This is a genomic window from Hyphomonas sp. (assembly GCF_022844445.1).
Taxonomy (GTDB): domain Bacteria; phylum Pseudomonadota; class Alphaproteobacteria; order Caulobacterales; family Hyphomonadaceae; genus Hyphomonas.
Map to the genome: position 1 here is coordinate 38641 of NZ_JALHLS010000005.1, position 20644 is coordinate 59284.

A 20644-nucleotide genomic window follows, 5' to 3' on the forward strand; every position below is an offset into this window, starting at 1 on the left:
GCATGCGCACGCAGGTGAATTACGCCTTCGCCCGGGACAAAGGCCTTGCCGTGATCCCCGGACGCACGCCATTGACGGTCGCCATGCGTGACGGCGCCGATGTACTGGCGCTTGCCGAAGTGCGCCGGGTGCTGGGATCCTCATTCGATATCGAGGCACATTCGGCCATTGCGTTTGAACGTCTCCTCTCCGAAGGCTTCGGCGGCGGCGCACTGGACGGCACGGCCGCAGCGGCCGCCGAAAAGCAGGAGAACCTGGAGACGCTGTTCGACGGCCTGCCGCAGACGGAAGACCTGCTCGCGGGCGATGGAGATGCTCCAATCGTGCGGCTGATCAACGGCCTTCTTCAGGACGCCATCAAGCGCCGGGCCTCGGATATTCACATCGATCCGTTCGAAGAGAAGCTTTCCATCCGTTACCGGATTGATGGCGAGCTGCAGGAAGTGCTCGCCGCCTCGCGCCGAATTGCGGCGCCGCTGGTCTCACGCATCAAGGTGATGAGCCGGCTCGACATCTCGGAAAAGCGCATGCCGCAGGATGGCCGGGTCTCACTGTCGCTCGGCGGGCGCGCGCTGGACGTGCGCGTTGCCACCCTGCCAACGCGTTACGGCGAGCGCGTGGCGCTGCGCATCCTCGACACACGCCAGGCCCTGGTCGGCCTCGACGGGCTCGGCATGGACGACGCGACGCTGGACCGGTTCCGTTCGGTCATCGCCGAGCCGAACGGCGTAATCCTCGTCACCGGCCCGACAGGCTCAGGCAAGACGACGACCCTGTATTCTGCCCTCGCCATGCTGAACACGGGCCGCGTCAACATCATGACGCTGGAAGACCCGGTCGAGTACGGTCTCGACGGGATCAGCCAGACGCCGATGGACCACAAGGTCGGCCTGACCTTCGCGGCCACATTGCGCTCCATCCTGCGCAATGATCCGAACATCGTGATGGTCGGCGAGATCCGCGATGCGGAAACGGCGGAAGTCGCGCTAGAGTTTGCTCTGACTGGCCGCCTCGCCCTCTCCACGGTTCACACCAACAGCTCCGCCGGTGCGATCACGCGCCTGCGCGACATGGGCATCGAAAGCTTCCTGCTCGCCTCGACGCTGCGCGCAGTCCTGGCGCAGCGCCTGGTGCGGCGCCTCTGCCCGAAATGCAAGACATCCTACCGGCCAGAGGCCGCGCTGATCGAGAAACTTGGGCTGCCTGCGGATCATTCCGGTCTGTTCTGCGGACCGGCCGGCTGTGATGCCTGCCGGGGCACCGGCTATGCCGGCCGCCTTGGCGTGTATGAGCTGCTTCTGATCACGCCCGAGATCAAGCGCCTGATCCACGACGCAGCGAGCGAAGAAGCGATCGAGCGCGTCGCTTTCGCCTCAGCCGACATGCTGTTCCGGAATGGCCTGCGCCATGTGCTGAGCGGCGAGACGAGCGCGGAAGAGCTGCTGCATGTCTGCCGCAGGGAGGCATGGAATGGCAGCGTATGATTATAAGGCGCTGACGGCGGATGGCGAGCGCACCTCCGGTGTGATTTCGGCCGACAATCCCCGCGCGGCCCGCCGCGAGCTGCGCGCCCGCCAGCTGATGCCGGTCGAGGTGGCCGAAGCGGGCACGGCAAAGGCAGGCAGCAAGCGCCTGCGCGGGCGCCTGTCGCACAAGCAGCGCACGCTGTTCACGCGCCAGATGGCCGTGTTGCTGCAATCGGGCATGACGGTCGAGCAGGCGCTGACCGCTGCCGCCGCGGATGGAAGCGCCGCGTCCGTGCGGGCACTGATCCTCGGCGTGCGATCGCAGGTCATGGAAGGGGTTCCGCTGGCAGATTCCCTGCGCGCCGCGCCGCTCGCCTTCCCGCCGCTTTATCGCTCGGTCGTCGCGGCCGGGGAATCTGCAGGCCGCCTGCCCGCAGTCCTCGATCAGCTCGCAACCAACCTCGAGCGCACCTACAAGATGGCCTCTCAGGCCCGCGCCGCGCTGGTCTATCCGGCCGTTCTCGGCGCCATGGCGCTGCTGATGGTTGCTGCGCTCATGGTCTTCGTCGTGCCGAAACTGGTCGACCAGTTCGCGATGCTCGGCACGTCCGAACTCCCCTTGCTCACCCGCCTCGTCATCGGCGCCTCGGACCTTGCCCGCAGCTGGGGCTGGCTGCTTGCCGGCGCCCTGGTCGCGGCCAGCGCGCTGTTCGCCCGGCTGCTCGCCGCGCCCGCTTTCCGCAAGCGCTGGGACGCCTTGATCCTCGGCCTACCCTTCGTCGGCCCGATGATCCGCACCCTCTGCGCGGCGCAGTTTGCCCGCGTTCACGCCACGCTCGCCGGCTCCGGCGCGACCGTGATCGAAGCGCTGGCCGCCGCACGCGGCGCGATGGGCAACACGGTATTCCGCGACGCCGCCACGTCGATCATCGAGCAGGTCCAGCAGGGCGCCCCGCTGTCGGCCTCGATGCGCAAGACCGGCGTCTTTCCGCCCATCCTGACCCATATGGTCCAAAGCGGAGAGGCCGCGCGCGACGTGCCGGCCATGATGAACCGCGGCGCTGATTTCCTCGAAAGCGAGTTCGAGGCAACCACGCGCACCCTGCTGAGCCTGCTTGAGCCAGCCATCATCATCATCCTCGGCGGTATTGTCGGCACGATCGTGCTGTCGATCATGCTGCCCATCATGCAACTTAACACCCTTGCCCTCGGCTGACGGAGGAAACCATGCCCCATCCCAACCCGTTCAAAGGACGCAGATCGCGCGCTCAACAGGCCGGCTTCTCGCTTGTGGAACTGATGGTCGTCGTCTTCATCATGGGCCTGCTGGCGACGCTGATCATCGTCAACGTGGCTCCGGTGGGCGACCGCTCGCGCATCTCGAAGGCCCGCTCCGACATAGCAAGCCTCGAAAGCGCGCTCGAGCAGTACAGCCTTGACCTCTACAACTACCCCAGCAGCGACCAGGGCCTGGCCGCGCTCTCTGCACCGCCGCAAGGCGTCGACCTCGCACTCTACCGGCAAGGCGGCTACATCCGCCGGGTACAGATGGACCCGTGGGGCAAGCCCTACCAGTACCAGATCCCGGGCACGCGTTCCGGCGGCCGGTATGACATCTTCTCCCTCGGCGCTGACGGCCAGCCGGGCGGCGAAGGCCCGGACGCCGATATCGGCAACTGGGACTGATCCCGCCATGCGCGCCGCCGCGACAGCCGTGCTCACCTGCCGGACGCCAACAGGCGCGCCGGCGCAGGCCGGGTTTTCGCTGACGGAAGTTCTCGTGACCCTGTCGATCATCGCGTTCACTTCCGCGATGATCATCGGCACAAGCCGGCCTGCCGATCCGCTGAAGCAGGAAGGCGAGCGGCTTGCGCAGACACTGGCGCAGCTGGAAAACCGCGCCCGCATATCGGGCGAACCGATGGGCATGGTGCTTGAGCCCGGCGCCTATTCGGCTGCAGCCTGGGTGGACAGTGAATGGATCGTCCTTCCGCGCTCAGCGCGCACGCTGCCCGCCGGAATTGTGGTCCAGTCGCCCGCCCCGATGCCGCGCGACCCGTCGCCAGCGGCAGACCAGTCACTGCGTCCGCAGATCATGTTCGATCCGCTTGGCCATTCCGGGCCGGTTGAGATCGAATTGCGCGCCGGGACCCGTACGCTGATGGTGCCCCCGCCGGAGGCAGGCCGCCGGTGAAAGCGCAGGGCTTCTCCCTCCTCGAGACCATGGTTGCGCTTGCGGTGTTCTCCGTCGCGGCGATGGGGCTTGTCTCGCTCAACACGCAGTCCGCGCGCATCAGCGGCGAACTCGATACACGGCTTCTGGCCCGCACGGTCGCGGAGAATCTTGCCGTCGACACCGTGACCGCCGAAACGCTGGACCTGAGCCCGGTCACTGAGGGCGAAGCCATCCAGCGCGGGCGCGCCTATGCCTGGACGCGCACGCTGGAGCCAACGCCGCAGCCGGGTCTCTACAGTGTACGGATTGACGTGCGCGAGGCCGGGGAGACGCCGGTCCTCGCCCGCCTTTCTCTGCTGGCTTCTGAGAGCGCCGCGCCATGACCGCGCCCCACGCCTCCGAAAGCGGCATGACGCTGATCGAAACGCTGATCGCGCTCTTTACGATCGCGCTGATGGCCTCTGCCGGCGCGGTGATGACGGGCCAGACACTGCGCGGCGCGCGCATGGTGGAGACACGCGGCGCCGAGTCCGGGGCGCTCGCCGTCGCCCTCAACACGCTTTCAGCCGACCTCGCCGCCTATACCGGCCGGCTCAGCCAGGATGCCGTCTTGTCCGAACCCGCGACCGCCTTCGCCGGCCATGCGCCGCGCGCAGATGGCCGTTTGATGGTTTTCGTGCGCAATGGCTGGGCCAACCCGTCCGGCGCCGTGCGAAGCGATTTGCAGCGCGTCGAGTACCGCGTCGAGAACGGTGCCCTGATCCGCCGGTCATGGCTCGCCCCTGATCCCGGCCCGGCAACGCCGGTTGTCGATGAAACACTCCTCTCCGGCCTCGCCGGTCTCGAGGCCCGCTTCGGTCAGGCAGACACCTGGCGCAGTGAATGGCTGGCCGATGGCGGGGAGGTGGCCCCCGCGCCGCAGAAGGTCGAGCTGACGCTGGCCTTCGCCGAGGGCGACGTGCTGACGGTCCGTTACCTTATCGGAGCGGGCTCATGATAACACCAGGCAAAGAGGCCGGCGCTGCACTTCTGTCGATCCTTCTGATAGTCGCCACACTGTCCGTCGCGGCGGTGATGGCGACGGGTGTCATCGCGCGCCAGACGGAGCTGCAGAAGCTCAGTGTACGGCGCACGCATGCCCTCTGGGCAGCGCGCTCCGCCGAGTCGGTCGCGCTCGCCTCCGCCGCAGACCTCTTTGCGGCGAGCCGCCTGCCCGCATCGGACACCGGCGAAGACCCGTCGCGCACGCTCGCCCTGCCGCTCGACGGCGGACAGATTGTGCTGACACTCTCGGCTCAGGCGCCCTGCTTCAATCTCAACTCCCTAGGCAACCCGGACCCCGCGCTCCGCGCGCAGCATATGCAGAATTTCGAAATCCTCCTGGCGGATATCGGCTTGCCGGGCGGCGACGCGGCCCGCGTCTCGGCTACCCTTGCCGACTGGATCGATGCTGATCCCGCGCCGCTGCCGCTCGGCGGCGAGGACGCTGCCTATCTCGGACAGGACAGCGGCTTCCGCGCCGCCAGCCAGCCGCTCCTCAGCCCGGCCGAACTCGCCGTCCTGCCCGGCTTCACGCCGGACCTGCGCCGCGCGCTCTCGGCTTTCACCTGTACTCTCGACAGCCCGGACGCCGCGCGGCTCAACATGAACGCGCTGACCGCCGACTCCGCGCCGGTCCTGCGCGCCGCCACCGGCGGCCGCCTCTCCCTTGCCGAGGCGCGCCGCCTCATCGAGGCCCGACCCGTCTCCGGCTGGCCGGATGTCCAGGCCGTGCGCACCGCGGCGGATCGCCTGCCAGGCGCCGGCGAAGCGCTTGCCGGCCTGCCGCTTGAGGTCCGCAGCGAACATTTCACCGGTACCGGCACCGTGAACCTTGATACAGGCAGCTGGCCGTTCCGCTTCATCCTGCGTGCCGGCGACGGGGCCGCGCCCGAGATCATCTGGCGCCGTTTCGGAGGCGCCGCATGAACGCCGACATCTATATCGAATTGCCTGCCAGCACTGGCGCGCCCTTTCGCCTCGCCGTTCGCCGGGGAAATACTCTGCATCCGGAGGATTTTTCAACCTTCAAGGCATCCGGTCGCCCGAAAGCCGTCGCCTTCGCGCCGGCCCTCAGCGTTGCGAAGTTCCGGATCCCGGTGGCCGCGAAGTCGGAATCAGAGGCGCGCAGGGCGGCGCTGTATGCCATCGAAGACGACCTCGCCCAATCGGTCGATGACGTGCACCTGCTGCTCGCACCAAAACAGGCCGGCACCCGCACGCGCGACGTCTACGTTGCCGACAAGGCCCTGCTGCAACACTGGACTACGCGGCTGCAGTCTGCTGGCCTTGGCTATGCGGAGATCGTTCCGGAAGCCAGCCTTGCCCTGGCCCCAGGTGCGCTGTTCGACTTTGGCGACCGGCTTCTGATGCATGGGCGGGACGGCATCCTCGGCGCAGACCGGACCTGGCCAGAAGACGTGCTGCTGGAAATCCTGCGCAAGGCGGGGCTCAGCGACGCCAATGTCACATCCGCCAATGCGCTCGAAACGCTTGCTGCACTCGAGGCCCGCGCGCCCGGCGTCCGGTTGACGGAGACACGCGGCGCAGGCGCTGCGCGGGAAGGCAGTGCCTTTCGCCGTTGGCGCCTCGCCGGGATGCTGGTCCTCGCGGCCACCGCCATCTGGATCGCCGGCATCCAGTTCGAAATCAACAGCCTGCTGACGACCGCACGCAAGCAGGAAGCCGACGCCCGCGCCGCCTATCGCCAGCAATTCGCCGGTGCGCCGGAGCCGGTCGACATAGACGCTGAAGTCCGTCGCCTCTCCGCGGCCACCTCCGCCGAGCCCGCAGGCAATTTCCTCGGCCTCTCGGCGGCTGTCTATGAGGCTCTCGCCTTGCAGCCGGGCGCGCAGCTGCGCCAACTTCAGTATACGCAGTCAGACGCCTCCCTGCGCGCGGTTCTCCGCTTTGCCGCCGCGCCCGAAGCTGAAGCCTACCGCGCCGCTCTGGAAGCCTCCGGCTGGAGCGCGCAGACCGAGAGCCTGACGGACCTTGCTCCGGGCACTGAGGCGGCCTTCATCCTGAGGGCTGCACCATGATGTCCTGGTGGTCCGCCCGCGCCCCGCGCGAACGACTGTTGCTCGGCGCGGCTGTCGTTGTCGCCCTGCTCGCCGCGCTGGTGCAGCTTGTCCTCGTCCCGGCCATTCAGCGCCGCGCCGAAGCGGAAACCCGTGTCGCCGAAGCGGCCAGCACGCTGCTGCGCCTCGAACGTCTGCGCGCCGCCGGCATCACCGAGGCCGCGGTCACGCCCCCGGCAGACCCCGCCGCGGCCGCCTCCGCCCTTGCCGCCGAAGCGGGCCTCATGATTTCTCCATCGGCGTCCGGCGCAGCGCTCAGCTTCGTTTTCGCCTCCGCGGATCCTCAACAGGTTTTCGGCTGGATCGCGCAGGTGGAGGCGCGCCTCGGCCTGAAGGTCCAGTCCGCCGAACTCTCCGCCGCAGAGCCGGGCCGTGTGAACGCCGCCATCACGTTCTCAAGGGCGGGCACACCATGAAACGGCTGATTTTCTTTGCCTTGCTCGCCGCAGGCTTCGTCGGCGGCCTGATCGTCTTCGCCCCGCTGAGCGCCGCGCTTACGGCATCCGGCGCCGGCGCGCGCGGCCTCGGCTGGTCCAGCGCCGAAGGCACCGTCCTGTCCGGTACGGTGCGCGGCCTGACACTGGACGCAAAGCCCTATGGCAATGCGGAGCTGGACTTCTCGCCCGGCGGCCTCCTGTCTGCGAACCTTCAGTATACGGTCGATTGGGCCGGGCCGCAGGGCAGCGGCCAGGGCAAGGTCGCGCTCGGCCCCGGCGGCCACATCTCGCTGCGCGACTACACGCTCAGTCTCGATCTCGGCCAGCTCGACCAGGCTGCCCTCTGGATCCGCCAGTCCGGCGGCCGGGTAGACCTTACCGGCGCCGCGCTCCGCTTCGGCCCCGCTGGCTGCGTCACCGCCGAAGGCATGGCCCGCAGCGATGTCCTGGAGCGCAACCGCGAGATACTCGGGCCAGGCTGGGCGCCGATGCAGGGCGCACTGCGCTGCGAAGATGGCACGCTGGTCATCCCGCTGTCCTCAGAAAACCAGACCGGCACGCGCTTTGAGGCTGACCTTCGCCTCTCCCCGGACGAGCCCGGCCGGTTTGAAGCGCGCGTCTCCGGCATCGTCCCGCGCGAGCTGGCCTTCGCCCTGCCCATTGCCGGCTTTGCGCTGCAGGGGCAGGACTATGTTTATCTCTTCCAGACCTCCGACACGAGCGCCCCCCAATGATGAGACCTGCCCTCCTCGCCGTCCTGATCGCCGTCCTCCCGGCCTGCAGCCATGACCCCAAGCCAGAGGCCTCTCAGGCGCCCCGCAGCACGTCGCAGGCGATCGCGGCCGTCCCGGAAGCCGGCCTGCCGCCCCAACGCCTCGCGCCCGGAAAGTGCGGTCTGTTCCTGTGGGGCATGTCGGCCCCCCGCCAGTTCGTCCTGTTCGCAGAAAGCCCTGCCGCAAGCGCGCTGGTCCTGCTGGACGGCAAGCCGGTCTCCCTGCCGATGACCGGCGCTGGCGGCGAGGTCTTCGGCCAGTTCGTCACGGACATGAAATTCGAGGACGCCGCCTCCCGCACGCAGGTTCAGGTCACCCTCAAACCCGGCGACGCTCTCGAGGGCGGCCAGCGTGTCGACACCGGCAACATCCTGTTCCGGGACGCGGAAGGCTGGGAAACGATCCTGCCGGTTACCGGCGTGCGCGCCTGCATGCCCGGTTAGGGCGGCGTCTGTCAGGCGTCGGGTAAAGAGCCCGAAAAAGAGAATGGTGCGGTCAAGAGGACTCGAACCTCCACGGGTTGCCCCACAGCGACCTCAACGCTGCGCGTCTACCAATTCCGCCATGACCGCACGACTGGTCTCTTAGAGGCAGACGGGCCGTATAAGGCGGCGTTCCGGCTTTGTGAAGCCCTGAAAAACGCCTATATCCCCGGGGCCATGACAAATTTCCCGGATGTCGACTGGGCGGTCTCTGACGCCCCTGTTCCCTACGCGGCCGCGCTCTGCCTGATGGAAGCGCGGGCCCGCGCGATTCGCGATGACGGCGCCCGCGAACTGGTCTGGTTCCTGGAGCATCCGCCCCTCTACACCGCGGGCACCTCGGCCAAACCCGCCGACCTGAAAGATCCCGCCCGCTTCCCCGTCTACGACGCCGGGCGCGGCGGCCAGTACACCTATCACGGCCCCGGGCAGCGAGTGGCCTACCTGATGCTCGACGTCGGCGCCCGCGGCCGCGATGTGCGCGCCTTCGTGGCCAACCTCGAAGACTGGCTCATCCGCGCGCTCGCCGCCTTCAATGTGGACGCCGGCGTGCGGGAAGGCCGGGTCGGAGTCTGGGTCGACCGCACCGCGCCTGGCGGCCCCCTGCGCGAGGACAAGATCGCCGCCATCGGCGTGCGCCTCAAGCGCTGGGTCAGTCTGCACGGCATCTCCCTCAACGTGGAGCCGGACCTCGCCCACTTCACCGGCATCACGCCCTGCGGCATCGAAGACGCCCGCTACGGCGTTACCAGCCTCGCCGGACTTGGCCGTGTCGTGACACTGGAAGAAACCGACATGGCGCTGAAAGCCGCCTTCGAGGAGGTGTTCGACAGCCGGCTGGTACGCGTGGCCGCGCCGGAGCTGAGCCCGGCGGTGTAGGCGCTAGTAGCTCGCCGCGATTTCTTGAGGCGTCAGATCACTGCCCGTGCGCATCGGCCCCTGCCCGCCATTCGGCAGGCGCGCCACCCAGAGCAGCGACCAGATCATCACGAGGCTCGAGCCAAGCCACCAGACCGCCAGCCCCATGCCCATGCCGGCGGCCATGGCCGCCTGCCGTTCGCTCTGCGGCGGGCCGGGCGGGCCGCGCCGCTGGGGCGGCTTCTTCTCGCCGTCCTTCTTGGCGGCTTCGGATTTTTCCGCGCCTGCCTCTGCGTCGGTCTCGCCTTCTTTTTCCTTCTCCACTTTCGCCGCCGGCGGCGCATTCAACTGCCGGTGCTGCGCCGCGCCCATGCTGGTGCCGGCGGTATAGGCCGCCAGGCCCAGGATCATCGGTACAAGGACGATCACGGCCAACCATGCGGGCTTCTGTGCATCCGCGAGGCGGCGCATGTGGGCGACAAAGGTGGTGTACTCCGTCATCAACGTGAACACCGCAAACGGCACCAGCAAGGCCGGCACCGTCAACAACAGCAGGTTCACCGGCGCATTCAGTCCATCGGTCTTCATGCCGGCAATCGCCAGTATGCCCGCAGTAAACGACGGCACGATGTAGAGCAGGAAGCGGCCCAGAAAGCTGAACGTCCAGGCCCGGGTGAAATGCAGCTTCGAGCTTTCCCCCATCGGGTTCAGCAAGGTCTGCGCCCAGTTCATCGCGCCCGGGTCATCCCGGAAATCGCGGATCCACGGGCGGTGCTTGTCAATTTCACCGGTCGTCGGGTTCATGGGCTGGCCCTCTTCTGCCTGGGTCAGGAAAGTTCGTCCGCGCGCGCTTGAAGCGTGGGCGGGCCGTGACGGTTGGGTTTGGGGTCGGAGCGCATCCGGAAGGCCGCAAAGCCGGTGAAGGCACTGCTGATCAGCAGCGTGGCGACCGAGGTCACCGCCGACAGGCGCGCATATTCGGGTCCGCGCGCCGCCAATTCCTCGAACGCCGCATTGAAGCCATCGGCCTGCATGATCTTCTGGATCTCGACCTGCACTTCATAGGCCAGCGGCGAGAGCAGCGGCAGCAGGATCGCCGACAGCATCATGTTCAGGAAGCCAGCCCCCGCGAGGAAGACCAGCCACAACCAGGCGCTCAGCCCTGCATCGTGCAGGCGCTTGCCGAACAGGCAGATGTACGGAAACACGACCGCGTATTGCAGGATGCCGAGGCCGGGCGAGACGACGGCCGCCAGCACGGTGATCACCATGAACACGCCGGTCAGCAGGATCAGGCCTTGCGCGAAGGGCTTGGGCGGCAGGCGGCCTTGCGGCTCGAGGAACAGGAATCGGAAGTCCATGGGAGGAGGGTTGTTTCCTTGCAGGGGGCGCGCCGGGATCATTCCCGCCCTTATCAATAAACGATAAGTTCGCGCAACAAAAAAGAGCCGGGCAGATCGCCCGGCTCTTCTTGTTACACGGGTTAGCGCCCCGGTTAAACGAAGACGTCGGCCGAACCGGCCGGGTTTTTCGGGTCCGGGCCATACTTGTTGGGGCCGACCGTGCCGGGAATACAGGCGATCACGATCTGGGCAATCGAGGCCAGAAGGCCGATCAGTGGCACGAAGCCGAGAACCACAAGACCAAGATAAATCCAGCCAGTCTGGTTGATGTCATGCAGACGGCGCACGAACAACGCGATCGACGGAATGATGATGCCAAGGGCGTAGAGACCGAGGAGGCCGATGAACACGTAGCCGATCGGGCCCATCTCGCCGGTTTCGAAATTCACACCGCCGAGGACCATGGCGAGCACCGTGCCCACACCGAACACGATGATGTTGAACAAGGCGACCCACCAGTATTCAGACCGGCGCGAGCGGCCCTGGAAGTCGACGTATCGCGAGAAGAAAAGCTGGATGGCTTCCGGAAAAGTGACCATGGTTCGTATCCCCTTTGGCTATGATCAGTTTACTGATTAATTGAACGCGGCGCCCGCACCGGCCGGACCGGGTCCGTACTGGTTGTCGTTCGGGTCGGTCTTGAACAGGCCCATCACCGCGCCGACCACGCCGGTAACGACCGCCGTAGACAGGATGCTCGGCAAAAGGTTTGCCTGCGCGATGGCTTTCGAAGCGTCCATTGCCGCGGAGAAGGCCTGCGCCGGGTCGCCGCGCGAGGCGCGTTCGATCTCTTCCTGCATCTCGACCTGCTGGGCGATCTGGTCGATGCCGAACAGAGGCGGCAGGATCATGCTGGCCACAAGCGACACAACGATCGCCAGCACCACCATGGCAATCGTCAGCCATCCGGACTTATCCGCATCATGGAAGCGCTTCACGTGCACCGCGATCCACGGCCAGACGAAGACAATGCCGAGGAAGCCGAGGAAAGGTGACACAAATGCGCTGATCACGCTCAGCGCAGCGCTGATCCCCAGAAGGATCAGCACGCCGCGCCAATACGTCGGCTGGTCGATCCGCCCGTTGGGGGAAAAGAGAAGGTTCATCATGGCTCGAGGCTCCCGGTCATGGGGCGCGCCCGCCCCGCTCGTTGCTGTCCCAGTCATAGCGGCGCGCCGGGACGGAAGGGTCCGCCATGGCGCAGTATGACTAGGATAGCAGACCTAACCGGTTTCCGAAAAGTTAAGTCTTGCCCGCGCAGGCCGTCAGCAGACGGTATTTCAGGCAAATTCGACCATGATTTCGTCGGCAGCGACGCTGTCACCCGCCTTGACGTTAATGGCCTTCACCGTGCCATTAGCGCCGGCCCGGATGATGTTCTGCATCTTCATGGCCTCGACGATGCAGACCGCCTCGCCTTCCTGTACTTCCTGGCCAAGCGCGACATCCATCGACACGACCAGCCCCGGCATCGGCGAGATGACCAGTTTCGACGTATCCGCCTTCGGCTTTTCCGGCAGGCGCCCGTGCAGGTCTGCAACCATCGGTGTGCAGACGAGTGCACGCAGCGCCACGCCCCGGCTACGGAACAGATAGCCTTCCGTGCGGTCCGCAAACTTCACCGCGAACGGTTTGCCGTCGAGCACGCCTTCCACCAGATGCTGGCCCGGCTGCCAGGACGTCACGAGGCTGTGGGCCTTGCCGCCATTCACCGAAATCTGCGCATCGCCATTGTCTCCGAGATCAATCGTCACCGGATGGTGCGTATCTCCGAGGATGACCACCCAGTCACGGCGCGGCTTGGCCGCCGCAGCCACCTTGCCGGAAACCTGCCCCGCACGGCGCGCGAAGAAGGCATGCACATAGGCCGCCGCACAGACGAGCTGCGCCTCCTGTTCCTTCGTCGGCGCAACGCCCTGGAAGCCCTCGGGGAACTCGTCCTTGATATACGCCGTCGTGATGTTGCCGGAGCGGAACCGCTTCTCGTCCATCACCGCGGCAATGAACGGGATATTGTCCTGTATGCCTTCGATGTGGAACCGGTCGAGCGCCTCGCCGTGCACGTCCAGCGCCGTATTGCGGTCCTTGCCCCACGTCACCAGCTTGGCGATCATCGGGTCGTAGAACATCGAGATTTCGTCGCCTTCGCGCACGCCCGAATCCATGCGCACTTCGCCCTTGCCCATCTTGCCTTCCGCAGGCGGATGGAATCGCTTCAGGCGCCCGATCGACGGCAGGAAGTTGCGGTACGGATCTTCCGCATACACACGGCTTTCAACGGCCCAGCCATTGATCTTCACGTCAGACTGCTTGATCTTCAGCTTCTCGCCATACGCAGAGCGGATCATCTGCTCGACCAGATCGATGCCGGTGATCATCTCGGTCACCGGATGCTCCACCTGCAGGCGGGTGTTCATCTCGAGGAAGTAAAAGCCCTTGTCCTTGCCGGACGCGACGAACTCCACCGTTCCGGCGCTGTCATAGTTCACGGCCTTGGCAAGCGCCACCGCCTGCTCGCCCATCTTCTTGCGCGTCTCCGGATCGAGCAGCGGCGAGGGCGCCTCCTCGATAACCTTCTGGTTACGCCGCTGAATCGAGCATTCCCGCTCGTTCAGCCACAGGCAGTTGCCATGCTTGTCGCCCAAGACCTGGATCTCGATGTGGCGCGGCTCAAGGATGAATTTCTCGATGAACACGCGGTCGTCGCCGAACGAGGCCTTCGCTTCGGCCTTCACGGCCGGGAAGCCCTCTTCGACCTCCTTGTCGTTCGCCGCGACCCGGATGCCCTTGCCGCCGCCGCCGGCCGAGGCCTTGATCATCACCGGATAACCGATCTGCTTGGAGATCCTGATCGCTTCCTTCGTGTCCTCGATCAGGCCCATATGGCCCGGCACGGTCGAGACGCCGGCTTCTGCCGCCAGCTTCTTCGAAGAAATCTTGTCGCCCATCGAATCGATGGCGAACGCGTTGGGACCGATCCAGCCGATGCCTTCCTGCTCCAGCCGCTTCGCAAAGCCCGCATTCTCGGACAGGAAGCCGAAGCCCGGATGGATCGCCTCGGCCCCGGTCTGGCGCACGGCAGCGATGATCTTGTCTGCCACCAGGTAGGACTGCGCCGCCGGCGAGCCGCCGATATGCACGCTCTCATCGGCCATCTCGACCGCCATCGAGCCCGCATCGGCATCGGAATAGACCACCACGGTCTTGATACCCATCCTGCGGCACGTCTTGATGACGCGAACGGCAATCTCGCCGCGGTTGGCAATCAAAATCTTGCTGAACATGCGCCCGGACGCCCCTCAATCTGCAAAAACATGCCGAGTTAAGCCGCGCGCCGCGCCTTGTCCATGCTTACCGGTACGGCAAGACACCGCGCCCCGCTCAGGCCGCAGCCGCCGGCCCCCGCGCCCGGCTGACGCGCACCCGCACCAGCCAGAAAATCATCACCCCCAGCGGCAGGAACGCCGCCACGAAAGGAAAGGCCGAATCCCGCAACACCTCCGGCAGAACCTGCATTTGCCCAAGGAAAAACGAGCCCGACGCGATGAACAGCGAGAAGCACATCCGCCACAGGTGCCGCGCCGTACGGGCCACCCCTGAAATCCCCCGCCGGACCAGCACATTTGCCTCCCCCACTGCCGCCAGCGCGCCGGCCACAGTAAACAGGATGAAAGCCTGAGGCGGCGAGCCGTCGATCGTCCCGGTCGGGCTTGCCGCGCCCATCTGCATGAACATCGCCCCGGTGCCCGTAATCGCCAGCGCAATCACCAACCCCGCCGCCTCCGCCGCCCCTGCCGTCGCTTTCCGGTGCCGCGCCGCCGACCAGCCGGTTACCAGCAGGTACAGCGCCATGATTCCCGCCACGAAATTCGGCCGCTGCCCCGTCTCCAGGAACGGCGCCACGCCCGCCCCGATGAGGTAAGTCACGAACATCGAGACGAAGAACACCGCCCCTGCCGCCCGGTGCAGGCGACCGCCCTTCCGGAAGGTCAGCGCCGCCGCGCCCGACAGCATGCCCAGCGTTCCGCCCCCGATATGCAGCCAGAGCAGCGCCGCCGCCCCGAAATGGGCCCACCACGGCGCGTCCGGTGCCACCTGCAGGTTGCCTGCCTGCGCCGCCCCGGCAAACATCAGCCAGGCCGCCGCCAGCATTGTCCATCCGGCTAGGATGCGCCCGAAGGCAGGGGTCGTCGGACGTATCATGGCGGCACTCCTTCCCGCAGGGTTGCGGTTCACAAAGCCGGTTCTTGCCGTTTTTCGATAAGGGCGCCATGATGCCCCGTTGCAGCCGCATGCTCGTTTGTAACAGGGGGCGCCCGAGGCATGACCGAATCGACCGTCTCCGCAGGCATCGTGCGCGGCCTTGCCGCCTTCGCCGCCACGCGCGGCGCGGACCCGGCCGCCCTCCTCGCCGCGGCAGGCCTCGCCCCCGCCGATCTCGAAGACAGTGACACCCGCATCTCGCTCGCCGGCTACCAGGCCCTCACCCGCGCCGCCGAAGCCGCCTGCCACGAGCCCGCCCTCGCCCTCCTCTATGGCGAGGCAGTCGACATGCCGGAGGTCTCCCTTGTCGGCCTTATCATGACCGCGTCGGCAACCATGGGCGACGCCTTCGCCCAGATGCAGCGTTTCGGCGCCCTCGCGGTCGAACTCGCGATGCCGCCCGGCGTGCCCCGCTTCGCCATCGTCCCGCGCGGCGCGGACCTCTGGATGGTCGACAACCGGCCGGACCCGAACGCCTTTCCGCAGCTCTCCGAAGCCGCCTTCGCCCGCCTCGTCTGCGGCCCCCGCCGCTTCCTCGCCGCGCCGCACGTCCTCGAAGTACACTTCACCCACCCTGCGCCCGCCAGCGCCGCTGAGCACGCACGCGTCTTCCAGTGCCCGGTCACCTTCTCCAGCCCCTGGAACGCCATGCGCCTCCACCCGGAGATCGCCGGCTGGCGCGTCGCACAGCAGCCCTCTTACGTCTTCGGCATCCTGACCCAGCGCGCGGGCACCCTGCTCGCGAGCCTCGAAGCCGGCCGCACCCTGCGCAGCGCCGTCGAGGCCCGCCTCCTGCCCACCCTGCATACCGGCGCGGCGAACGCCGACGCGATCGCCGCCGCCCTCGGCATCAGCCGCCAGACATTGTTCCGTAGGCTGAAGGCGGAAGGCACGAGCTTCAAGCTTGTCCTCGATGATCTGCGGCGCCGCATGGCCATCGATTATCTCACCGCGCGCAACACCTCGGTCAACGAAACCGCCTATCTCGTCGGCTTCTCGGACGCCCCCGCCTTCTCCCGCGCTTTCAAGCGCTGGACCGGAAAATCCCCACGCGACCTGCGCAGTGCCTGACCCCGCCGCTGTTGCATTGGTGAGCCCTTGCGGCGGCACTTGCCTGTCGCCGCGCGCCGCGCATTTCGATCGGGGCGAGCGGCCGTCCGCCCGAAGCAGGTCGCCTGGGCCGGCCTGCACCCAGACACCGGCCAGGCTGCATTTCAGCAAAGGCAAGCCCCCCCCGAATGCCACTTGCCGGACAATACCCGTTTATGTTAGTGAACGCTCACTATATTTCAGGAGCTGCTACCGTGCCCGTCATCCGCCTTGACCTTGCCGCCCTCCTCAAGGCCGGCAGCCTCTCCGAAGCCGAGGCCGCCCGGCTCGAATCCCTCGCCCTGCCGGACAGGCGCGGCAACCTCCTCGTCAATGTCCTCCTCATCTTCGGCGCGCTCGCTGTCTCCGCCGCGGCCATCGCACTTGTCCCGAACGCCGCGACTGGCCTCACGCTCGCCCTCGGCGCGCTTGTGGGCGCCGAAGCCCTGCGCCGCCTGGCGCCGGGCGAAGCCTTCAGCGTCCTCTCCTCTGGCCTCGCCCTGATGGGCACGCTCGGCCTCGCCGGCTGGATCGGCTGGCAGTTCGGCGACGCGCCGTCCGCCACCGCAACCGCGCTGCTGATCACCGGCGTACTCACCGCCGGCGCCGCCTGGTTCCGCTCGGCCTTCCTCGCCGCGCTTGCCGTCCTTGCCCTCGGCGCCGTCTTCGGTTCCGGCACCGGCTACTGGCACGCCTCCTACGCCCTCTTTGTCGAGGAGCCGGTCATCACGATTTCAGTCTTCGGCGCGCTGGCTGCCGGATTCTACCGCGTACGGACCATAGTGGACGCAGCCTGGTCGCTGCTGCTCACGGTCGCGGCCCGCACGTCAATAATTCTCGTCCATTTCGCTTTCTGGGTCGGATCGCTCTGGGGCGACCTGCTCGGCGATTCTGGCTGGAGACAGACCCGCTATGACGACTATGCCGCCTATGAAGCATGGGAGAAGACCGCGATCGCCCTGCCCGAATGGCCTTTTTCAATCGGCTGGGCGGCGCTGGCCATTGCCTTGGCGATGCTCACGCGGCGGGGCGGCTTCCTGTCGGTCAGCGCGATGGTCTTCCTCGCTATCCACGCCTACACGCAGTATTTCGAGGTCTTTGGCGCGGAGCCCGGGACGCTGCTGCTGGCCGGCCTTACGCTTGTGGGTCTTGCTGTGGGCCTGACGGCGTACCTGCGGAAGGAACACCTGGCGCAGATCCATCCGCCTGGCCCGGGTCCGGATAGTCCGCCTGCTGAATGAATTTTGAGAACAGGTGCAACACGTCCCGCGGCACGCCGGCTTCCATCAGGCTGTCCACACTGTCGCCGGCGCGCGCGACCATCGCGCCAATCCCGTCATGCCGGTCAACGCGGAAATAGTTCATCGACCAGTTCGGAAACACCCGTGCAGACGCCCATTCCGCCTGGATGCGCACGATGCCCGTATGGCGCCGGTCGCGCAGGATGCGCGCATAGATCTCGTCCACTTCGTCGAATGGCCCTTCGATCAGCTGCATGAAGCTTGCGCCGTTATGCACGAGATAGCCTGTGATGAAGCGCTCGTCATTGTTGGATTGCGAGATGTTCAGAAGGCTGTCGATGTCCCGGTCGCCCAGCCCGGGCACGGCCGTACTGACATAGACAATGCGGAACAGGTGATCCAAGGCCGGGCAAATCCAGAGCGGTTTCGTTGCCCCTTGTCGCGGCCGGTCCGGTTGCTTGCAAGCCGGGGTGAAATACCCGTCCCGCGAGCGCCCCAATGGACAGGCCCGGCCTGGGCGCGATACGAGGGAAACAGACAGATCAAACAACACCCGGGAGGAACATCATGACGCAGCCCAAGGACCTCGAAGGCCGCAGCGCCCTCGTCACCGGATCAGCCACCGGCCTCGGCCGCTCGATCGCGCTGCGCCTCGCCGAGCGCGGCGCCAGCGTCATCATCAACTGCACCAAGTCCGTCGCGGACGGCGAAGCCACCGTCGCCGATTGCCAGAAGGCCGGCGCGCAGGCGCGCCTCATCCAGGCCGACGTCTCGACCGATGAAGGCTGCGCCAAACTCGCCGAAGCAGCCGCCCAGGCCGGCCGGCTGGATATCCTCGTCAACAATGCCGGCATCACCAAGCACGCACGCGACCATTCGGACCTGGACGCCCTCTCGCGCGAAGACTTCCTGCACACCTATGCGGTAAATGTCGCCGGCCCCTTCCTGATGATGCAGAAGGTGAAGCCCCTTCTCGTCGAAGCCCACCGCCAGACAGGCCGTGCCTCGGCCGTCCTCAACGTCTCCTCGATCGCCGGCGTCACCGGTATCGGCTCCTCGGTCGCCTACGCCGCCACCAAGGGCGCCCTTAACACAATGACGCTCAGCCTCGCGCGCGCCCTCGCGCCCGCCATTCGCGTCAACGCCGTCTGCCCCGGCTTCATCGGCACGCGCTGGTTCAAGGACGAGATGAGCGCTGAGCAGTACGCCAAGATGGAAGCCGGCGTCGCCGCCTCCGTCCCGCTCCAGGTCGCCAGCGGGCCGGACGACATCGCCGATTCGGCGGTCTTCTTCCTCACCGATGCCTCCCGGCACGTGACGGGCGAAACCCTCATGGTCGATGCGGGCATGCACCTTGGCTATGCGCCCATGGTAGCACGTTAGAGCCGAAATCTGTGGCGAATCCGCCACAGGGGTGTGGATTCGCCGCAACGCCCAAAGGTGAGGCAAGGGGTGCATTGCCTGCCCAAAACCCCGGCGAACGCCCACCCCGGCAAGACTTTACGCTACGTTTCCCATCGAATTTTCCGTCACCCCCCGGCACCTTCCAGCGTGGCGCTCGATCAGGAGCGTACTGACAGAAGCGAGGTTTCCTCCAAATGACCAAGAAATTCACACGGGCGAGTCTGCTCGCAATCGCGCTGGCCTCGGCCGCAGGCGCAGCCTCTGCACAAGGCGACTTTTCCGCCAACGTCGCGGCGACCAATGACTATGTCTGGCGCGGCGTTTCCCAGAGCGACAACAACTTCGCCGTCCAGGGCGGCCTCGATTACACCAATGGCGGCTTCTATGTCGGCACCTGGGCCTCGAACGTCGATTTCGGCTCGGACGCAGATATCGAAGTCGATCTCTATGGCGGCTTCCGCGGCGCGCTGACCGAATCGCTCAGCTTCGATGTCGGCGTGATCGGCTACATCTACCCGGGTGAAGACGACCTCGACTTCCTCGAAGTCAAAGCCGGCCTCGGCTATACTGTCGATGCCCTCTCGGCCGGCGTTACCGCCTATTACGACCCGGACAACGAAAACACCTACGTCGAGGGCACCGGTACCTACGCCTTCACCGAGAAGTTCAAGGGTCTCGCCAGCGTCGGTAGCTACAGCTTCGATGCAGGCGGCGACTACACCAACTGGTCGCTGGGCGCGACCTACAGCTTCGACCTGTTCGATCTGACCGGCAAATACACCGATACGGATATCGACGGCGCAACCGACATCGCTGACGAGAACTTTGTCATCATGGTTTCGAAGGTCTTCTGATCTCCGCTTAGCCAGGCGTATGGCAGGGCTTGCGCCCCGCCTGTTGTCCCTCTTCCGGCCTGCCGGGAGAGGGACATTTTATTGCAGCACAGCCAAAGCCAAGCTTTTCGGCCGCCCCGGTGATACCGTCGGGAAACAGGCCCTGGTCGCTGTCACGACCTGTCGGCGACTGGCGCAGCCAGCAGATCGCTGAGAAGGCGGCGCGCTGCGCCGCGCGCCGAACAGGTGTTTGAACCCGCCCAGCCCCGCATCTCCTGAACTGACTGGACTTCAATTCCTTGCCCTCCGATACTGAAACCGGAGGCTGACGATCATGAAACCAGCGTCGTTGATGAAAGCATCGGTGTGCCTGATCGCCGCCGAGCTTCCCGTGTTTGAGAAAATGGCTGCGGCGCAAGGCAGCTGGACTGCCAATGCCTCCCTGGCCACCGACTATGTTGATCGGGGCATCTCTTCATCAAACGGGAACCCAGCGGTTCAGGGCGGGTTCGACTACGCAAACGGCGCGCTCTATGCCGGTGTTTGGGCGTCGACAGTCGATTTTGGTGATACATCCGCCGCAGACTTGGAAGTCAGCGCCTATGCGGGATTGGCTGACGTGCTGGAAAACGGCATCAGCTGGGATCTGATGGCAACTTTCTTTGACTATCCGGGCGCCGACGCGGAGGACCTGAGTGGTCTGGAACTCAGCGGCGGACTTGGATACAGCTTCGATACCGGTTTCTGGGTGGCAACCAACGGCGCCTTCAGTCCCGGTGAAGACTATGTCTATACGAGCCTCAAAGCCGGCTACGCGCTAAGCCCGTCTTTCAGCCTGGACGCAGCCATCGGATCTTACGCCAGCGAAACGGACGGCGACTATACCAATTGGTCAGTCGGCTCGACAGTTTCGCGGGGCAGCGCCGCAATCGGCCTTCGCTACTGGGACACCGATATCAAGAACTTTGCTCCGGCTTCCAGGCGCATTGTCCTGACGCTGTCGATCAGCAGCTAGTCAGGCGAAGTCTTGACCCCTGTACCGGCGTCTCGGCAGGGGGCTGGAAGTTGCCGGAAAGGGACGCTATACGGTTAGACTTTCC

General features: G+C 66.1%; 24 protein-coding genes and 1 tRNA gene. 17 read left to right on the forward strand and 8 right to left on the reverse strand.

Features of this window, described 5'->3' with window-relative positions; genetic code table 11:
* Nucleotides 1-2 precede the first annotated feature (2 nt).
* From Q0C17_RS07220 to Q0C17_RS07270, 11 genes are read left to right on the forward strand one after another with little or no spacing between them, the layout of a single operon-like run.
* Entirely contained in the window at nt 3-1484 is a 1482-nt protein-coding gene (locus Q0C17_RS07220; protein WP_291203541.1) for an ATPase, T2SS/T4P/T4SS family, read from the forward strand.
* On the forward strand, nt 1471-2682 hold the full coding sequence (locus Q0C17_RS07225) for a type II secretion system F family protein (protein WP_291203544.1): 1212 nt from the start codon (nt 1471-1473) through the stop codon (nt 2680-2682). The genes Q0C17_RS07220 and Q0C17_RS07225 overlap by 14 nt, the downstream gene beginning before the upstream one ends.
* 11 nt (nt 2683-2693) lie before the next feature.
* Nucleotides 2694-3152: a type II secretion system major pseudopilin GspG gene (gene gspG / locus Q0C17_RS07230; RefSeq protein ID WP_291203547.1), complete on the forward strand. Its 459-nt coding sequence runs from the start codon at nt 2694-2696 to the stop codon at nt 3150-3152.
* Nucleotides 3153-3159: 7 nt separating this feature from the next.
* Nucleotides 3160-3660, forward strand: a complete 501-nt coding sequence (locus Q0C17_RS07235; RefSeq protein WP_291203550.1) for a GspH/FimT family pseudopilin — start codon at nt 3160-3162, stop codon at nt 3658-3660.
* A complete protein-coding gene (gene gspI / locus Q0C17_RS07240; RefSeq protein WP_291203552.1) occupies nt 3657-4025 on the forward strand; it encodes a type II secretion system minor pseudopilin GspI in 369 nt (122 codons plus the stop codon). Before Q0C17_RS07235 ends, gspI begins: the two co-directional genes overlap by 4 nt.
* On the forward strand, nt 4022-4639 hold the full coding sequence (gene gspJ / locus Q0C17_RS07245; protein WP_291203555.1) for a type II secretion system minor pseudopilin GspJ: 618 nt from the start codon (nt 4022-4024) through the stop codon (nt 4637-4639). The genes gspI and gspJ overlap by 4 nt, the downstream gene beginning before the upstream one ends.
* Nucleotides 4636-5610 carry a type II secretion system minor pseudopilin GspK gene (gene gspK / locus Q0C17_RS07250; RefSeq protein WP_291203558.1) on the forward strand — a complete coding sequence of 325 codons (975 nt, stop codon included), beginning with the start codon at nt 4636-4638 and terminating at the stop codon, nt 5608-5610. Before gspJ ends, gspK begins: the two co-directional genes overlap by 4 nt.
* Nucleotides 5607-6722: a type II secretion system protein GspL gene (gspL, locus tag Q0C17_RS07255; protein ID WP_291203561.1), complete on the forward strand. Its 1116-nt coding sequence runs from the start codon at nt 5607-5609 to the stop codon at nt 6720-6722. The genes gspK and gspL overlap by 4 nt, the downstream gene beginning before the upstream one ends.
* Entirely contained in the window at nt 6719-7177 is a 459-nt protein-coding gene (gene gspM, locus Q0C17_RS07260; protein ID WP_291203564.1) for a type II secretion system protein GspM, read from the forward strand. The genes gspL and gspM overlap by 4 nt, the downstream gene beginning before the upstream one ends.
* Nucleotides 7174-7932, forward strand: coding sequence for a type II secretion system protein N (gene gspN / locus Q0C17_RS07265; RefSeq protein ID WP_291203567.1), 759 nt, complete (start codon nt 7174-7176; stop codon nt 7930-7932). Before gspM ends, gspN begins: the two co-directional genes overlap by 4 nt.
* Nucleotides 7929-8414, forward strand: a complete 486-nt coding sequence (locus Q0C17_RS07270; RefSeq protein WP_291203571.1) for a hypothetical protein — start codon at nt 7929-7931, stop codon at nt 8412-8414. Before gspN ends, Q0C17_RS07270 begins: the two co-directional genes overlap by 4 nt.
* 44 nt (nt 8415-8458) lie before the next feature.
* Here the strand turns inward: Q0C17_RS07270 and Q0C17_RS07275 are convergent.
* Nucleotides 8459-8543 (reverse strand) — tRNA-Leu (locus Q0C17_RS07275).
* An 87-nt stretch (nt 8544-8630) separates the two neighbouring features.
* Between Q0C17_RS07275 and lipB the strand changes: the two genes are divergently transcribed.
* Nucleotides 8631-9332, forward strand: coding sequence for a lipoyl(octanoyl) transferase LipB (gene lipB / locus Q0C17_RS07280; protein ID WP_291203574.1), 702 nt, complete (start codon nt 8631-8633; stop codon nt 9330-9332).
* 3 nt (nt 9333-9335) lie between these two features.
* Here the strand turns inward: lipB and Q0C17_RS07285 are convergent, their stop codons facing one another.
* The 6 genes from Q0C17_RS07285 to Q0C17_RS07310 form a co-directional block, all read right to left on the reverse strand.
* Nucleotides 9336-10115 (reverse strand): hypothetical protein, encoded by a 780-nt coding sequence (locus Q0C17_RS07285; protein ID WP_291203577.1) that lies wholly within the window; start codon nt 10113-10115, stop codon nt 9336-9338.
* A gap of 23 nt (nt 10116-10138) precedes the next feature.
* A complete protein-coding gene (locus Q0C17_RS07290; protein WP_291203580.1) occupies nt 10139-10672 on the reverse strand; it encodes a DUF805 domain-containing protein in 534 nt (177 codons plus the stop codon).
* Between the two features lie 134 nt (nt 10673-10806).
* On the reverse strand, nt 10807-11253 hold the full coding sequence (locus Q0C17_RS07295) for a DUF805 domain-containing protein (RefSeq protein WP_291203583.1): 447 nt from the start codon (nt 11251-11253) through the stop codon (nt 10807-10809).
* 36 nt (nt 11254-11289) lie between these two features.
* Nucleotides 11290-11823: a DUF805 domain-containing protein gene (locus Q0C17_RS07300; protein ID WP_291203586.1), complete on the reverse strand. Its 534-nt coding sequence runs from the start codon at nt 11821-11823 to the stop codon at nt 11290-11292.
* 171 nt (nt 11824-11994) lie between these two features.
* Nucleotides 11995-13998 carry an acetyl/propionyl/methylcrotonyl-CoA carboxylase subunit alpha gene (locus tag Q0C17_RS07305; protein WP_291203589.1) on the reverse strand — a complete coding sequence of 668 codons (2004 nt, stop codon included), beginning with the start codon at nt 13996-13998 and terminating at the stop codon, nt 11995-11997.
* A gap of 97 nt (nt 13999-14095) precedes the next feature.
* Complete coding sequence (locus Q0C17_RS07310) at nt 14096-14917, reverse strand: hypothetical protein (protein ID WP_291203592.1); 822 nt, start codon at nt 14915-14917, stop codon at nt 14096-14098.
* A 120-nt stretch (nt 14918-15037) separates the two neighbouring features.
* Here Q0C17_RS07310 and Q0C17_RS07315 point away from each other — a divergent pair, with 120 nt between their 5' ends.
* A complete protein-coding gene (locus Q0C17_RS07315) occupies nt 15038-16048 on the forward strand; it encodes an AraC family transcriptional regulator (RefSeq protein ID WP_291203595.1) in 1011 nt (336 codons plus the stop codon).
* A gap of 233 nt (nt 16049-16281) precedes the next feature.
* The gene (locus Q0C17_RS07320) at nt 16282-17307 is read left to right on the forward strand and encodes a hypothetical protein (protein ID WP_291203598.1); all 1026 of its coding nucleotides are present in this window, start codon (nt 16282-16284) and stop codon (nt 17305-17307) included.
* Here the strand turns inward: Q0C17_RS07320 and Q0C17_RS07325 are convergent.
* Nucleotides 17201-17710 (reverse strand): BLUF domain-containing protein, encoded by a 510-nt coding sequence (locus Q0C17_RS07325; RefSeq protein ID WP_291203601.1) that lies wholly within the window; start codon nt 17708-17710, stop codon nt 17201-17203. The two genes, Q0C17_RS07320 and Q0C17_RS07325, sit on opposite strands and share 107 nt — an antisense overlap.
* 164 nt (nt 17711-17874) lie before the next feature.
* Here Q0C17_RS07325 and Q0C17_RS07330 point away from each other — a divergent pair, with 164 nt between their 5' ends.
* The 3 genes from Q0C17_RS07330 to Q0C17_RS07340 all read left to right on the forward strand — a co-directional run bounded on the left by Q0C17_RS07330 (nt 17875) and on the right by Q0C17_RS07340 (nt 20559).
* Nucleotides 17875-18690: an SDR family oxidoreductase gene (locus Q0C17_RS07330; protein WP_291203604.1), complete on the forward strand. Its 816-nt coding sequence runs from the start codon at nt 17875-17877 to the stop codon at nt 18688-18690.
* A gap of 215 nt (nt 18691-18905) precedes the next feature.
* The gene (locus Q0C17_RS07335) at nt 18906-19565 is read left to right on the forward strand and encodes a TorF family putative porin (RefSeq protein WP_291203607.1); all 660 of its coding nucleotides are present in this window, start codon (nt 18906-18908) and stop codon (nt 19563-19565) included.
* Between the two features lie 313 nt (nt 19566-19878).
* Nucleotides 19879-20559, forward strand: coding sequence for a TorF family putative porin (locus Q0C17_RS07340; RefSeq protein WP_291203610.1), 681 nt, complete (start codon nt 19879-19881; stop codon nt 20557-20559).
* The last annotated feature ends 85 nt before the right edge of the window (nt 20560-20644 follow it).